Source organism: Streptomyces sp. NPDC003393 (genome assembly GCF_053589015.1).
Genome location: NZ_JBSFRB010000002.1, coordinates 242,268 through 256,315 on the forward strand (window position 1 = coordinate 242,268; position 14,048 = coordinate 256,315).

Genomic DNA, 14,048 nt, shown 5'->3' on the forward strand with positions numbered 1-14,048 from the left:
GGTCTTTCGGGTGACGGGTCGTCCCGTGCCAGGCCCCGCTCGCGGTGCCGGGTGAAAATCAGGAGCTTTCCCCGTCCCCGCCTGCGACGATCACCGTATGGCAGGAGACCGGCAGCACCGCTCGTTCGAGGACCTCGTCGCCGAAGGGGCCTCCGTGCCCACCGAGGGATGGGACTTCTCGTGGTTCGAGGGGCGGGCCACCGAGGCGCGGCCGTCCTGGGGGTACGCGGTCTCGATGGCGGGCCGGCTGTCCGGCGCGCACGCCGTCCTCGACGTGCAGACCGGCGGAGGAGAGGTCCTCGGCTTCGCCCTCGACCGCGCCGCCCGCCGCCCGGCGCTGCTCGCCGCCACCGAGGGATGGCCGCCCAACGCGGCGAAGGCCACCGAGGTGCTGCGTCCGCACGGGGTCGTGGTTGTGACCTCGGCCGAGGACGCGCCGCTGCCCTTCGCGGGCGGCGCCTTCGACCTCGTCGTCAGCCGGCACCCCGTCCGCCCGCACTGGGAGGAGATCGCCCGCGTCCTGGCACCCGGCGGGACGTACTTCGCCCAGCACGTGGGGCCCGCCAGCGTCTTCGAACTCGTCGAGTACTTCCTCGGGCCGCGGCCGGAGGAGTCGCGTGGCGCCCGGCACCCCGACCGGGAGCGGGCGGACGCGGAGGCCGCCGGTCTGGACGTGGTCGATCTGCGCGCCGAGCGGCTGCGCGTGGAGTTCCACGACATCGGGGCCGTCGTGCACTTCCTGCGCAAGGTGATCTGGATGGTCCCCGGCTTCACGGTCGAGGCGTACGAGCGACGGCTTCGGGAACTGCACGAGCGGATACGGCAGGAGGGCCCGTTCGTGGCGCACAGCACCCGCCATCTCGTCGAGGCGCGCAAACCCGGGTGAGGCCGGTGGCGCACCGGACGACCTGCACTCGGGTGCCACAGTTTCCACATCGTTACCGCAGGCCCCTCCCCTCATGACCATGACTCCAGTAAGTTCAGACCAACGTAATTCGCGTGAGCAAAGCTGCGCGGGTGGCATCGCGCAGTGGAGGGGGCTGCGCGATGCGGTGCCCGCTGATGGCGACGGCTCCGCGAGCCCGGGGCGGGCGAGGAGGGGCGGTCCGCGGCGTCAAGCGGACGTTCGCCACCCGGTCGCCCGTGGGAGGGACGCGGGGACGACTCACCGAGTGGTCCCCAGATGGCGCAAACCCTCCCGATGTCGCCGATCCCGCCTGGTTTTCCGGTGAATCCGCTGTCATCCGGCCATGATCTGGCGCGGAATGGCCGCTTCCAGCGCTCTCGACGCGTCGCCGGGCGATTTCGGAGAGTAGTTGTGGCGCGCTGATGCACGCAGCATCACTTACGAAGGGTTATGGTGGAAACCCCCCCTCGGGCCGGTCCGTCTCCCCCCCACGGACCGGCCCGTTTTCTTGTCCCGACGACGGGGCTCCCGTTCGACCCGACAAGGCACCGGTCTGGTGCGATCGGGTACGGGTTCTGCCACGGCTCTGCCACAAGTGGGATCCGGACGCCGCTTCAGGGCGCGCATGACAACCCTTTGGGGGACCCTGGGTGTGCCGGGGGTAGGCTTCGCCCCCGGGGACCGCCATACGGACCAGGCCGCCGCACGGACAGGGAACACCCCGGTCGCGCCTGTCCGATCCATACGGAGGGGCTGACGAACACGTGAACCTGCGCGACAAGCTGCGCGGCCTGCTGGTCAGGCTGTACACGCGCCGGGTGGAAGGCCACCTGGACCACGCTCAGGTGCCCAAGCACATCGGCGTCATCATGGACGGCAACCGGCGCTGGGCGAAGGCCGCGGGTTCCACCACCGAGCACGGTCACCGGGCCGGCGCCGACAACATCGAGGAGTTCCTCGGCTGGTGCTCCGAGACCGACGTCGAGGTCGTCACCCTCTGGCTGCTGTCCACCGACAACTTCGACCGGCCCCAGGAGGAACTCGTCCCCCTCCTCGGCATCATCGAGGACGTCGTCCGCTCGCTGGCCGCCGACGGCCGCTGGCGCGTGCACCACGTCGGCACCATGGACCTGCTCCCGCCGGGCATGCAGGCCACCCTGAAGGAGGCCGAGGAGGCCACCGCCGACGTCGACGGCATACTCGTCAACGTCGCCATCGGCTACGGCGGCCGCCAGGAGATCGCCGACGCGGTGCGCTCCATGCTCCACGACGCCCACGAGCGGGGCGTGTCCATGGAGGACCTCGCCGAGGCCGTCGACGTCGACATGATCGGCCGCCACCTGTACACCAAGGCGCAGCCCGACCCGGACCTGGTCATCCGCACCAGCGGCGAGCAGCGGCTGTCCGGGTTCATGCTCTGGCAGACCGCGCACTCCGAGTACTACTTCTGCGAGGTCTTCTGGCCGGCCTTCCGCAAGGTCGACTTCCTGCGCGCGCTGCGCGACTACGCCGCCCGCCACCGCCGTTACGGCGGCTGACCCGCAGGCGCCCGCCACCGACGACGTACCCGCTGGTCACGAACGGTTCATCCGTGTGCCGTGCCATGCATTTGCATGGCGGCGCATGTTCGAGGGCATAAGCCAGACAGGTCGACACCCGAACCACGGGTGTCGGATCTCAGCGGGCGGCGCGGAGCCGTCCGCCCGGGAGGCCCTTTGCACCAGCCGCACCGTGCGGTAGCAGCACGGAGAAGGACGCTTCAGGGCCGGTTCCCGGCCCCCGTGTGCGGGGGTCGGCGACCGGCCCCTATGCCCCCGCCCTCCCGGCCCGGCATCAGCCTCGTCGCTCCCCGACCTCATCCGAGGGGGTACGTCCTTCCGTGGTGACCAGCACAAAGCGCCACAAGCCAGATCGGCGCACCTACGTTCTCGACACCAGCGTCCTGCTGGCGGACCCGAACGCCCTGACCCGCTTCGACGAGCACGAGGTCGTGCTCCCCGTCGTCGTGGTCACGGAACTGGAGGCCAAGCGGCACCATCCCGAACTCGGGTACTTCGCCCGGCAGGCCCTGCGGCTGCTGGACGACTACCGGGTCCGGCACGGCCGCCTCGACGCCCCCATCCCGATCGGGGAACTCGGCGGAACGGTCCGGGTCGAGCTCAACCACTCGGACCCCAGCGTGCTGCCCACCGGCTACCGCCTGGGGGACAACGACTCGCGCATCCTCGCGGTCGCCCGCAACCTCCAGGCCGAGGGGTACGACGTCACGGTCGTCTCCAAGGACCTGCCGCTGCGCATCAAGGCGTCCTCCGTGGGGCTCCTCGCCGAGGAGTACCGGGCCGAACTCGCCATCACGGAGAACTCCGGCTGGACCGGCATGTCCGAACTCACCCTGCCGGGCGAACAGGTGGACATCCTCTTCGAGGAGGGGCACGTCCACGTCCCCGAAGCCGCCGGACTGCCGGTGCACACGGGCCTGACGATCCAGTCGGAGCGCGGCAAGGCCCTGGGCCGGGTGACGGCCGAGGGCGACATCCGGCTGGTGCGCGGCGACCGGGAGGCGTTCGGCATCAAGGGCCGCAGCGCCGAGCAGCGCATCGCGCTCGACCTGCTGCTGGACCCGGACGTCGGGATCGTCTCGATGGGCGGCCGGGCCGGCACCGGCAAGTCCGCGCTGGCGCTGTGCGCGGGGCTCGAGGCGGTGCTGGAGCGCCGTCAGCACCAGAAGGTGATGGTCTTCCGCCCGCTGTACGCGGTCGGCGGGCAGGAGCTCGGTTATCTGCCCGGCACCGAGGCGGAGAAGATGAGCCCCTGGGCGCAGGCGGTCTTCGACACGCTGTCGGCCGTCACCTCCCGGGAGGTCATCGAGGAGGTCACCGCGCGCGGGATGCTGGAGGTGCTGCCGCTCACCCACATCCGCGGCCGGTCGCTGCACGACGCGTTCGTCATCGTGGACGAGGCCCAGTCGCTGGAGCGGAACGTCCTGCTGACCGTGCTGTCCCGGATCGGGGCGGGCTCACGGGTGGTGCTCACCCACGACGTGGCACAGCGGGACAACCTGCGGGTCGGCCGCTACGACGGTGTGGTCGCCGTGGTGGAGAAGCTGAAGGGGCATCCGCTCTTCGCCCATGTGACGCTGACCCGGTCCGAGCGGTCGCAGATCGCCGCACTGGTGACCGAAATGCTGGAGGACGGGCACATCTGATGCATTGATTCCCGTTCGCACTGTTGTCCCGTAATCGGGCACATGTGCGGGAGTTGGCGCCGTCCGGCGGCTCGGGCAAAGCCCGAGAGCCTAGCCGGGCGGCGCCGTCGTGTGTGGGACATTCACGGAATCGCGTGCTCCAAACGGGATGTGAGCTTTCACACGCAACGCAGAATTGCCTTGCGGTATCGGGTTACGGCAGAGTCTCACTCCTGTCAGGCCCCGCATACGACACACCTGCATCCCCAGCGGTGCAGCACCACCTGAGCACCACCCCCAACTGCATAGCTTCGTCGTATGCCGCCCGAGCAACACGCGGCGCTCCCGTGACGGGAGTTGCCCACCGGGCCCGCGCCTCCCGTGACCCCGCAGTTGGGAGGCCAGTGCCAGGGGCACGATTGCGTCCGCCAGGGTCACCGAAGCGGGCGATGCTGGAAGGAACCCGTGTGAGCCGGATCTCGGTCCGGGGATTCGCAGTGGCCTCGGCCACCGCGGTCACCGCTGTCGGAAGCGTCGTCGGTGTTGCCTCGGGCAGCACCGCGCAGAACAACGACGCCGAAGCGACGGCAGCCGACGCCACGCTGCTCGCCGACATACCCGCTGGTCAGCAGGCCCAGGTCCAGACGGCCTCCCTCGTGCAGCAGGCCGATGTCCAGGCCATCGCCGCGGACACGAGCGCCAAGAAGGACGCCGAGGAGGCCGCGCGCAAGGCGGCCGCCAAGACCGCGTACGCCAAGAAGGCCGAGGCCGAGAAGGCCGCCAAGGAAGCCAAGGAGCGTGAGGAGCGGGAGAAGGCGGCCAGCCGCAGCGCGACCCGCGACGCCTCCAGCTTCTCCGTCCAGAGCTCCTACACCGTCGCGCAGATCCAGGCGATGGCGCGTCAGATGGTGCCCAGCGGACAGTTCCAGTGCTTCAGCAACATCGTGAACCACGAGTCCAGCTGGAACTACCGGGCGGTCAACGCCTCCTCCGGAGCCTACGGCCTCTTCCAGGCCCTGCCGGCCGGCAAGTACGCCTCCGCCGGCGCCGACTGGCGGACCAACCCGGCCACCCAGATCAAGTGGGGCCTCAACTACATGAACAGCCGCTACGGCAGCCCGTGCCAGGCCTGGTCGTTCTGGTCGGCCAACCACTGGTACTGAGACCGGCCACCGGTCCCGGACTGCGCGGCCCGGGTTCCGCCCCGAGCCTCTCAACCCCGCACAGCCCCTTTCCCGTCCTAGGGAGAGGGGCTGTTGCCATGTAGCGTCTGACGGGACGACTCCAGGGGGGAGTGGTGGGGAGAGACGGGGGAAGAGGACGGATCATGTCGCGAGTGCCAGGGTGGCTCGGACGGCTCGGCGCGGGGCTGACCGAGATGGGTGAGCGGTTGGACGAGCGCCGCGCCGAGGTGGAGAAGGAGCACGCCGGGCCCGCAGCGGAGCCCGCCGTGGACGGCACGCCGGTCCCCGACCGGGTGACGGCCGTGCCGGCCCGGCCCGACCCCGCCCAGGCCGTGCCCTGGGGTGTGCGGGTGGCCGCGGAGGCCGGCTGGCGGGTCCTGGTGCTCGCCGGCACGGTGTGGGTGCTGATGCGGGTCATCAGCGCCGTGCAACTGGTGGTCCTCGCCTTCGTGGGCGCGCTGCTCATCACGGCGCTGATGCAGCCGACCGTGGCGCGGCTACGGCGCTACGGGTTGCCGCGCGGGCCCGCGACCGCGCTGACCGCCTTCCTCGGCTTCGTCATCATGGGCCTGATCGGGTGGTTCGTGACCTGGCAGGTCATGGAGAACATCGACAACCTCTCCAATCAGGTCCAGGACGGCATCGACGAGCTGCGCAAGTGGCTGCTGAACAGCCCGTTCCACGTCACCGACAAGCAGATCAACCAGATCGCCAAGAACCTGCGCGAGGCCATCGGAGCCAACACCGACCAGATCACCTCGGCCGGCCTGGAGGGCGTGACGGTGGTCGTGGAGGCGCTCACCGGGATCCTCCTGACCATCTTCTCCACGCTGTTCCTGCTCTACGACGGTCGGCGGATCTGGGAGTGGACGCTGAAGCTGGTGCCGGCCGCGGCCCGGCCGGGCGTGGCTGGCGCCGGTCCACGCGCCTGGCGCACGCTGACGGCGTATGTGCGGGGCACAGTGATCGTCGCGCTGATCGACGCCATCTTCATCGGCCTGGGGATCTACTTCCTGGACGTGCCGATGGCCGTGCCGCTGGCGGTGTTCATCTTCCTGTTCGCGTTCGTTCCGCTGGTGGGCGCGGTGGTGTCCGGCGCGCTGGCCGTGGTGGTGGCGCTGGTCACCCAGGGTGTGTTCACGGCGGTGATGGTGCTGGTCGTGGTGCTGGCGGTGCAGCAGATCGAGGGACATGTGCTGCAGCCGTTCATCCTGGGCCGGGCGGTCCGGGTCCATCCGCTTGCGGTGGTCCTGTCGGTCGCCGCGGGCGGCATGATCGCGGGGATCGGCGGTGCGGTGGTGGCGGTGCCGCTGGTCGCGGTCACCAACACGGTGGTCGGGTACCTGCGCGCGTACTCCCACGAACAGGCCCTGCGCCACTCGCCCCGGCCGCGTGGCGCGACCCCTTCGGCCGACGTCGTGGCGCGTCCGGCGGACACCCGGCCGGAGCAAGGGCCCGACCAACGGCCGGAGCCCCGTTCACCGCAGGGGTGAACGGGGCTCCGGGAAGCGACGGCGCTCGGGGCGGCGGCCGTACTACTCGGCCAGCGCCGCCTCGGCGTCCAGGGTCGTCGCGACGGCCTGGACCACCGCGGCGATCTTGAAGGCCTCCTGGACGACCTCACGGTCGACGCCCGCCTTGCGCAGCACCTGCTCATGGGAGTCCAGGCACATGCCGCAGCCGTTGATGGCCGAGACCGCGAAGGACCACAGCTCGAAGTCGACCTTGTCGACGCCCGGGTTGCCGATGACGTTCATCCGCAGGCCGGCCCGCAGGGTGCCGTACTCGTGGTCCGACAGCAGGTGCCGGGTGCGGTAGAAGACGTTGTTCATCGCCATGATCGCGGCCGCGGACTTGGCCGCGGTGTACGCCTCGGGCGACAGATTCGCCTTCGCCTCCGGTGCCAGCTCGCGCAGCACGATCGGCGAGCGCGCGGCGATCGCCGTGGCCAGCACCGTGCCCCACAGCTGCTGCGCGGGCAGGTCGCTGTTGCCGATGACCGAGCCCAGGTTGAGCCGCAGGTCCTTGGCGTAGTCCGGCAGGGCGGACTTCAGGGAGTCGAGGGACATGCCTCACTCACCAGCCAGCAGCGCGACCGGGTCGAGGGTCTCGTCGCCCTTGGTCCAGTTGCACGGGCACAGCTCGTCGGTCTGCAGGGCGTCCAGGACCCGCAGGACCTCCTTGGGGTTACGGCCGACCGAGCCCGCCGTCACCATGGTGAACTGGATCTCGTTGTTCTGGTCGACGATGAAGACGGCACGCTTGGCGAAGCCCTCCTCGTCCTCGATGCCGAGGTCGCGCATGAGCTCGTGCTTGGAGTCGGCCATCATCGGGAAGGGCAGGTCACGCAGGTCGTCGTGGTCCTTGCGCCAGGCGTGGTGGACGAACTCCGAGTCACCGGAGAAGCCGAGGACCTGGGCGTCGCGGTCGGCGAACTCCTCGTTCAGCTTGCCGAAGGCGGCGATCTCGGTCGGGCACACGAAGGTGAAGTCCTTGGGCCAGGCGAAGATCACCTTCCACTTGCCCTCATAGGTCTTGTGGTTGATCTTCTCGAACTCCTTGCCCTTCTCCAGCGAGACACAGGCAGTCAGTTCGAACTCGGGGAACTTGTCACCGACAGTGAGCACACGCTCTCCTTGCAGCGAGGAAACACCGCTTGTGGCGGGGCTTCCCATGGGGTTGGACCTCGGTGATGGTGGCACACCGTCGATTGATTACGGAAATAGCTACACTTGGTCGTGTTGATCGGAGGTAGCTATCAGTGACTGTCGGTAATGGGCGCAGAAGGCAGCTGCCCAGCCTGTCCCAGCTGCGCGCCTTCGCCGCCGTGGCCGAGCATCTGCACTTCCGGGACGCCGCCGCCGCGATCGGCATGAGCCAGCCGGCGCTCTCCGGCGCCGTCTCCGCGCTGGAGGATACCCTCGGCGTCACCCTGGTGGAGCGTACGACGCGCAAGGTGCTGCTCTCGCCCGCCGGCGAGCGCCTCGCCGCGCGCAGCAAGGCGGTGCTCGACGAGGTCGGCGCCCTGCTGGAGGAGGCCGAGGCCCTCCGGGCGCCCTTCACCGGCGTCCTCAGACTCGGCGTCATCCCGACCGTCGCGCCGTATCTGCTGCCCACGGTCCTGCGCCTGGTCCACGACCGCTACCCCGACCTGGACCTCCAGGTCCACGAGGAGCAGACCGCGAACCTGCTGGAGGGGCTGGCCGGCGGGCGGCTCGACCTGCTGCTGCTCGCGGTGCCGCTGGGGGTGCCCGGAGTCACCGAACTGCCGTTGTTCGACGAGGACTTCCTGCTCGTCACCCCGCTCGGCCACCGTCTCGGCGGCCGGGAGGGCATACCGCGCGAGGCCCTGAAGGAGCTGAACCTGCTGCTCCTGGACGAGGGGCACTGCCTGCGCGACCAGGCCCTGGACATCTGCCGGGAGGCGGGGCGCGAGGACGCGCCGGTCACCACCACCGCGGCCGGCCTGTCGACGCTCGTCCAGCTCGTCGCCGGCGGGCTCGGCTGCACCCTGCTGCCGCGCACCGCCCTCAAGGTCGAGACCTCCCGCAGCAGCCAGCTGCTGACCGGCTCCTTCGCCGATCCCGCCCCCTCCCGCCGGATCGCCCTCGCCATGCGGACCGGTGCGGCCCGCGGCGCCGAGTACCGGGAACTGGCCGCCGCCCTGCGGGAGGACCTCCGGGCGCTGCCCGTGCGGGTGCTGGACGGCGGTTCCTGATCCCCGAGCCCGGGAAAGGCTTCCCGAGCGCCGGGGCTCACTCCGTGCGCAGCCCGTCCGGGCGCATCAGGCGCAGCAGCGGAGGCAGGCTGAGCAGGGTGACCGCGAGGACCACGCCGGCGCCGACGCCGGTCATCGACAGCACGCTCGGCCAGTCCACGGCCACCGTCGTGGCCGTCATCTTCAGCAGGACCGCCCCCAGCGTCAGCCCGACGGCCGAGGCCAGCAGCAGGCCCAGCGCGATCGGGACCGCCGTCTGCCACAGCACCGACAGGGTCAGCGTGCGCCGCCGGGTGCCGAAGGCGACCAGCGCCGACAGCAGCTTCCGGCGCTCGCGCAACTGCTCCAGCTGGGACACCAGCAGGCTCGCGCCGATCAGCGCCAGCACACAGGTGGCGCCGACGAACAGGCCGGTGCGGATCGACGTGAACTTCTGGGACTGCTCGCTCTCCGCCCACACCATCACGTCGGCCATCGGGTCGATCTTCGCCGCCGTGTTCCGGGCGTACTCGCGGGCGTCCGGTACCGACTCGTCGAGCGACAGGTAGACCGTGCCGGTGACCGTGGCGGCGATCGGCGCGGGCGTCGCGGCCGGCGTCATCAGGAACCCGCCGCGCCTGTACCCGGTGGGGTCGTCCATGGAGCGGGCCCGCTTCAGGGTGTGCGGGACGGTCCAGGTCAGGCGCTTGTCCCGGTCGGCGGGGTTGTAGCTGTCGAGGTACAGCGTGCGTCCCGGCCTGGCGAGCTCCGGCGCGTGGGCGTCGTACTCGGCGCCCTGGAGCAGGAACACGTCCCCGTCGTGACAGGACGGCAGGCTCGCCACCTCGCGCAGGGCCGCGCAGTCGCCGACCGTCACCTGGGCCGTCTTGTCGGGACCCTGGTCGTCCCAGGGACGGTCACCGAAGTCACCGGACGCCAGCCCGGTGGCCTTGCGCACCCCCTGGGTGCCGGCGAACCTGTCGACGGCCCGGGCCAGCGGGTCGCCGTTCGGCACGTGCACCTGCATCTGGGCCCGCGAGAGGTCCTTGCCGGTGCGCTTGGTGTAGTCGCCCTGCACGCCCGCGAACAGCATCTGCAGGGCGATCGCCCCGGCCACCGCGACCGCGATGCCGTTCACCATGCGGGCCGCGGTACCGCTGCTCAGCTGCAGCCGGCGCACCGCCAGTTGCCACGACACCCCGCCCGCGCCGAGCCGGGCCACCACCGCCTCCACGATCCACGGCAGCAGCGCGGTGACGCCGACCAGCAGCAGCACCACACCGCCGATCACCAGGTACTGGTTGAAGCTCCCGTTGTCGCGGCCCTGGCCGACCATCGGGTACAGCATCGCCAGCCCGCCCAGCGGCAGCAGCAGCCGCCACCACAGCCGGCGCCGGGCCGGTTTGGCGGTGCGGACCACTCCGAGCGGTTCGATGACGACCCCGCGCAGCGCGAACAGGGTGACCAGGACCGCCGCCGCCGGCACGGCGACCGCGACCAGCGCGGCCAGTGCGGGCGTGGGGTTGAGATAGCTGGGGAAGACGCTGATGTCGAGCACCTCCACCGTCCCGGCGGCCTGACGGCCGATCAGGAAGAAGACGGTGCCGAACACCAGCCCGAGCAGAGCGCCCGCAAGGGCCTCGCCCGCCGCGATCCGGCGGGTCATCCCGCCGTCGGAGCCGACCAGCCGCAGCGCGGCCAGTCTGCGGTCGCGCCGCTCGCCGCCGAAGCGCACGGCCGCGGCGATGAACACGGCGACGGGCATCAGCAGCACCACGAAGACCACCAGGACCAGCAGGACCAGGACCGGGTCCGTCTTCTCCGACGGATCCGGGTGCTCCGGGCCGAATTTGCCGATCCGGGCCGCCCGCCAGCCGCCCAGTTGCTTCGCCAGGTTCTGTCCGCCGGCGTAGTAGGCGAGCTCCTGCGAGCCGATGAGCCCGCGCTCGCCGATCGTTCCGGTCACGCGGTAGGGCAGCCGCTCGCGCAGCAGCTTGCCGTCGCCGGAGGCGAGCAGCTTCTTCAGCGCGGGGGAGACCACCATCTCGCCCGGTGCGGGGAACTTGGCCACGCCCGGCGGCAGGGGGGCCCGCGGGCCCTCCGGCTGCACCAGCCGTCCGCGGACGTCCTTGCCGCGGAACGCCGTGTCGGCTGCGGCGATGAGCAGGGTGTCGTCGGCCTTCTTCTGGTTCGTCTGGCTGTAGGTGAGGTCCCGGCGGGCGTCCTCGCGCTGGTGCCGGACCGACAGCGCGCTCGGGATCGCGGTGGTCAGCAGCAGCAGCGCCACCCCGAGGCCGACGCCGACGGCCGTCAGCAGCAGCCGGCCCCAGCCCTCGCGCCCGCCGGTGACGGCGAACTTGGCCCCCATGCGCAGGTCGCGGGCCCACTGGAGCGTCCTCATACGATCCGCTCCATGTCCCGGGACCTGCCGTCCCGTACGACGATCTCGCGGTCGGAGTACGCGGCCACCCTCGCCTCGTGCGTGACCAGCACCACCGCGGCGTTGGCGGACCGGGCGGCCTCGGTGAGCAGTTCCATGACGCGTTCGCCGTTGAGGGAGTCCAGCGCGCCGGTCGGTTCGTCGGCGAACAGCACGCGCGGGCTGGTGACCAGGGCGCGGGCGACGGCCACGCGCTGGCCCTGACCGCCGGACACCTCGCCGGGCCGCTTCTTGGCCAGATCCTGGACCTCGAGGCGTTCCATGCACGCCAGCGAGCGCTGCTCGGCCTCCTTGCGGGAGGTGCCGTTCAGCCGGAGCGGCAGGGCCACGTTCTCCACGCAGGTGAGCTCGGGGACCAGTTGGCCGAACTGGAAGACGAACCCGAAGTCGGAGCGGCGCAGCGCGCTGCGCTGGGCGTCGGACATGGCGGACAGCTCGCGGCCGTCGTAGGTGATGGACCCGGAGTCGGGCACGACGATCCCGGCGAGGCAGTGCAGCAGCGTGGACTTGCCGGAGCCGGAGGGGCCCATCACCGCGACGATCTCGCCGGGATGGATGGAGAACCGGGCGCCGTCCAGCGCGGTGGTCGGGCCGTAGGTCTTGTGCAGATTCTCGGCGGTGAGCAGGGAGCCGGGGGGAGGGGCCACAGCGGTCACGCGGTCACCGCCGCACGGAGCTTGTCCAGACGGGCGGCGGTCAGTTCCAGCCAGCGCAGGTCGGCTTCCATGTGGAACAGGGCGTGGTCGCAGATCAACTGGTCCGCGAGGTCGCCCTTGCGCTTGCGGTCGGTCAGGATCCGCATGCCGCGCAGGTGCTCGGCGCGCTGGGCGTCGAGGAGGTCCGCCGCGTTCCGGTGGGTGAGCAGCGCCAGGACCACCTTGGTGTAGAGGGTGGACTGGAGGTAGGGCTCGGGCTTCTCCGGGGTGGCGAGCCACTGTTCGACGTCGGTGACGCCGGCCTCGGTGATGGCGTAGCGCTTGCGCTCGGGGCCGCCGCCGGCCTCGATTCCGTCGACTTCGACGAGGCCGTTCTTCAGCAGCCGGGACATCGTCGAGTAGACCTGGCCGTAGTGCAGCGGCCGGTCGTGACCGAACTTCTCGTCGAAAACCCGCTTGAGGTCGTAGCCGTGGCGGGGGCCGGACTCCAGGAGCCCCAAAAGGGTGTGACTGATGGACATGGCAAGCACTGTACACGGGGTGTATACGCGGGATGTATACACCTGGTGTCTACATGATCCCGGAGCGTGGAGGCGGGCTGTTCGACCGCAGGTGGGAGGCGATCGTCACGGTTTCGCTACGGCGCTTCGGAGGGGTCGCGCGGCGGGCGGCCCCGCCGGGGCAGCGGGCCGGCCCCACCCGGGAGCCGGCCCGCCTCCGCCAGTGCCCGGCGCAGCAGGAACTCGATCTGGGCGTTGGCCGAACGCAGGTCGTCCGACGCCCACCGCGCGAGCGCGTCGTACACCGACGGGTCCAGCCGCAGCAGCACCTGCTTGCGCTGCCGCGGCCGACGCCGGGGAGTCGCTCCCTCGGGCGGATCCGTCTCCTGTGCCGTCACTGGTAGAGCGTCCCCGTGTTGAGGACGGGCTGCGGGGCGCGGTCCCCGCACAGCACCACCATCAGGTTGGACACCATCGCCGCCTTCCGTTCCTCGTCGAGCTCCACGATGCCCTGTTCGGCGATCCGGTTCAGCGCCGCCTCGACCATGCCGACCGCTCCGTCCACGATCTGCCGCCGGGCGGCGACGACCGCGCCCGCCTGCTGGCGCTGGAGCATCGCGGAGGCGATCTCGGGAGCGTACGCCAGGTGGGTGAAGCGGGACTCGATGATCCGCACCCCGGCCGCCGCCACGCGGGCGTGCAGCTCGACGGCGAGCTTCTCGGTGATCTCCTCGGCGTTGCCGCGCAGCGACAGGCCGTTCTCGTCGTGGGCGTCGTAGGGGTACTCGATGGCGATGTGCCGCACGGCCGCCTCGGTCTGGGTGGAGACGAACTCCAGGTAGTTGTCCACCTCGAAGGAGGCCTGAGCGGTGTCCTGCACCTTCCACACCACGACCGCGGCCAGCTCGATGGGGTTGCCGTAGGCGTCGTTGACCTTCAGCACGGCGGTCTCGTGGTTGCGGACCCGGGTGGAGATCTTCTCCCGGGAGGTGAACGGGTTCACCCAGCGCAGACCGTCCTCGCGGATGGTGCCCCGGTAGCGCCCGAAGAGCTGGACGACCCGCGCCTCGCCGGGCGCGACCATGTTCAGCCCGCTCATGGCGAGCAGGGCGGCGATGCCGATGAGGATGCCGACGACTATCAGGGCGGCCTTGCCGCCCGTGTTCGCGACGGTCGCGCCGGACGCGACCAGTGCCACGGCGACCAGCAGCCCGAGCAGGCCGAGCAGCAGGGCCAGACCGCCCGGGATGCTGCGCGCCGGGAACTCCCTGACCTGCGGTGCCGGCATCTCGGGTGCGTCGGGCACGGCGGTGGCGGGTGAAGTGTCGCGGGTGGAGCTGGACATGGTGGGTTCCCCCGTTCTCGTACGGCGTCGTCCGTCGTGATCCATAGCAATGGACTAACTAAGTGATATCACTTTTCCCCGTCCTGGCAACCCTGAACCCTCCTCGGACGTCGGTTCCGTTGGAACGGGTGCTGA

At 70.7% G+C, this 14,048-nt stretch carries 13 protein-coding genes; 6 read left to right on the top strand and 7 right to left on the bottom strand.

Annotated elements, in window-relative coordinates:
• Positions 1-97 precede the first annotated feature (97 nt).
• The 5 genes from ACWDUZ_RS03150 to ACWDUZ_RS03170 all read left to right on the top strand — a co-directional run bounded on the left by ACWDUZ_RS03150 (position 98) and on the right by ACWDUZ_RS03170 (position 6,768).
• Positions 98-886 (top strand): methyltransferase domain-containing protein, encoded by a 789-nt coding sequence (locus ACWDUZ_RS03150; protein WP_451630025.1) that lies wholly within the window; start codon positions 98-100, stop codon positions 884-886.
• 785 nt (positions 887-1,671) lie between these two features.
• The gene (locus ACWDUZ_RS03155; protein WP_451630026.1) at positions 1,672-2,445 is read left to right on the top strand and encodes an isoprenyl transferase; all 774 of its coding nucleotides are present in this window, start codon (positions 1,672-1,674) and stop codon (positions 2,443-2,445) included.
• Between the two features lie 341 nt (positions 2,446-2,786).
• Positions 2,787-4,112 (top strand): PhoH family protein, encoded by a 1,326-nt coding sequence (locus tag ACWDUZ_RS03160; protein ID WP_451630027.1) that lies wholly within the window; start codon positions 2,787-2,789, stop codon positions 4,110-4,112.
• Positions 4,113-4,558: 446 nt separating this feature from the next.
• Complete coding sequence (locus ACWDUZ_RS03165) at positions 4,559-5,254, top strand: aggregation-promoting factor C-terminal-like domain-containing protein (protein ID WP_451630028.1); 696 nt, start codon at positions 4,559-4,561, stop codon at positions 5,252-5,254.
• A 164-nt stretch (positions 5,255-5,418) separates the two neighbouring features.
• The gene (locus ACWDUZ_RS03170) at positions 5,419-6,768 is read left to right on the top strand and encodes an AI-2E family transporter (protein WP_451630029.1); all 1,350 of its coding nucleotides are present in this window, start codon (positions 5,419-5,421) and stop codon (positions 6,766-6,768) included.
• Positions 6,769-6,810: 42 nt separating this feature from the next.
• Here the strand turns inward: ACWDUZ_RS03170 and ACWDUZ_RS03175 are convergent, their stop codons facing one another.
• A complete protein-coding gene (locus ACWDUZ_RS03175; RefSeq protein ID WP_451630030.1) occupies positions 6,811-7,344 on the bottom strand; it encodes an alkyl hydroperoxide reductase in 534 nt (177 codons plus the stop codon).
• A gap of 3 nt (positions 7,345-7,347) precedes the next feature.
• Positions 7,348-7,902 (bottom strand): peroxiredoxin, encoded by a 555-nt coding sequence (locus tag ACWDUZ_RS03180; RefSeq protein ID WP_451630031.1) that lies wholly within the window; start codon positions 7,900-7,902, stop codon positions 7,348-7,350.
• A 134-nt stretch (positions 7,903-8,036) separates the two neighbouring features.
• Here ACWDUZ_RS03180 and ACWDUZ_RS03185 point away from each other — a divergent pair, with 134 nt between their 5' ends.
• Positions 8,037-8,993 carry a hydrogen peroxide-inducible genes activator gene (locus tag ACWDUZ_RS03185; protein WP_451630032.1) on the top strand — a complete coding sequence of 319 codons (957 nt, stop codon included), beginning with the start codon at positions 8,037-8,039 and terminating at the stop codon, positions 8,991-8,993.
• A gap of 37 nt (positions 8,994-9,030) precedes the next feature.
• On the opposite strand, the gene ACWDUZ_RS03190 is transcribed toward ACWDUZ_RS03185, so the two are convergent.
• The 5 genes from ACWDUZ_RS03190 to ACWDUZ_RS03210 all read right to left on the bottom strand — a co-directional run bounded on the left by ACWDUZ_RS03190 (position 9,031) and on the right by ACWDUZ_RS03210 (position 13,913).
• Entirely contained in the window at positions 9,031-11,373 is a 2,343-nt protein-coding gene (locus tag ACWDUZ_RS03190; protein WP_451630033.1) for an ABC transporter permease, read from the bottom strand.
• Entirely contained in the window at positions 11,370-12,059 is a 690-nt protein-coding gene (locus tag ACWDUZ_RS03195) for an ABC transporter ATP-binding protein (protein ID WP_451630178.1), read from the bottom strand. The genes ACWDUZ_RS03190 and ACWDUZ_RS03195 overlap by 4 nt, the downstream gene beginning before the upstream one ends.
• A 5-nt stretch (positions 12,060-12,064) precedes the next feature.
• On the bottom strand, positions 12,065-12,589 hold the full coding sequence (locus tag ACWDUZ_RS03200) for a PadR family transcriptional regulator (RefSeq protein ID WP_451630034.1): 525 nt from the start codon (positions 12,587-12,589) through the stop codon (positions 12,065-12,067).
• A 116-nt stretch (positions 12,590-12,705) separates the two neighbouring features.
• The gene (locus tag ACWDUZ_RS03205; RefSeq protein ID WP_451630035.1) at positions 12,706-12,966 is read right to left on the bottom strand and encodes a hypothetical protein; all 261 of its coding nucleotides are present in this window, start codon (positions 12,964-12,966) and stop codon (positions 12,706-12,708) included.
• A complete protein-coding gene (locus ACWDUZ_RS03210; protein WP_451630036.1) occupies positions 12,963-13,913 on the bottom strand; it encodes an SPFH domain-containing protein in 951 nt (316 codons plus the stop codon). The genes ACWDUZ_RS03205 and ACWDUZ_RS03210 overlap by 4 nt, the downstream gene beginning before the upstream one ends.
• Between the last annotated feature and the right edge of the window lie 135 nt (positions 13,914-14,048).

Coding starts and splice junctions, on each gene's coding strand:
- ACWDUZ_RS03150 (WP_451630025.1), top strand. CDS start 98: ATGGCAGGAGACCGGCAGCACCGCTCGTTCGAGGACCTCGTCGCCGAA.
- ACWDUZ_RS03170 (WP_451630029.1), top strand. CDS start 5,419: ATGTCGCGAGTGCCAGGGTGGCTCGGACGGCTCGGCGCGGGGCTGACC.
- ACWDUZ_RS03175 (WP_451630030.1), bottom strand. CDS start 7,344: ATGTCCCTCGACTCCCTGAAGTCCGCCCTGCCGGACTACGCCAAGGAC.
- ACWDUZ_RS03190 (WP_451630033.1), bottom strand. CDS start 11,373: ATGAGGACGCTCCAGTGGGCCCGCGACCTGCGCATGGGGGCCAAGTTC.
- ACWDUZ_RS03200 (WP_451630034.1), bottom strand. CDS start 12,589: ATGTCCATCAGTCACACCCTTTTGGGGCTCCTGGAGTCCGGCCCCCGC.
- ACWDUZ_RS03210 (WP_451630036.1), bottom strand. CDS start 13,913: ATGTCCAGCTCCACCCGCGACACTTCACCCGCCACCGCCGTGCCCGAC.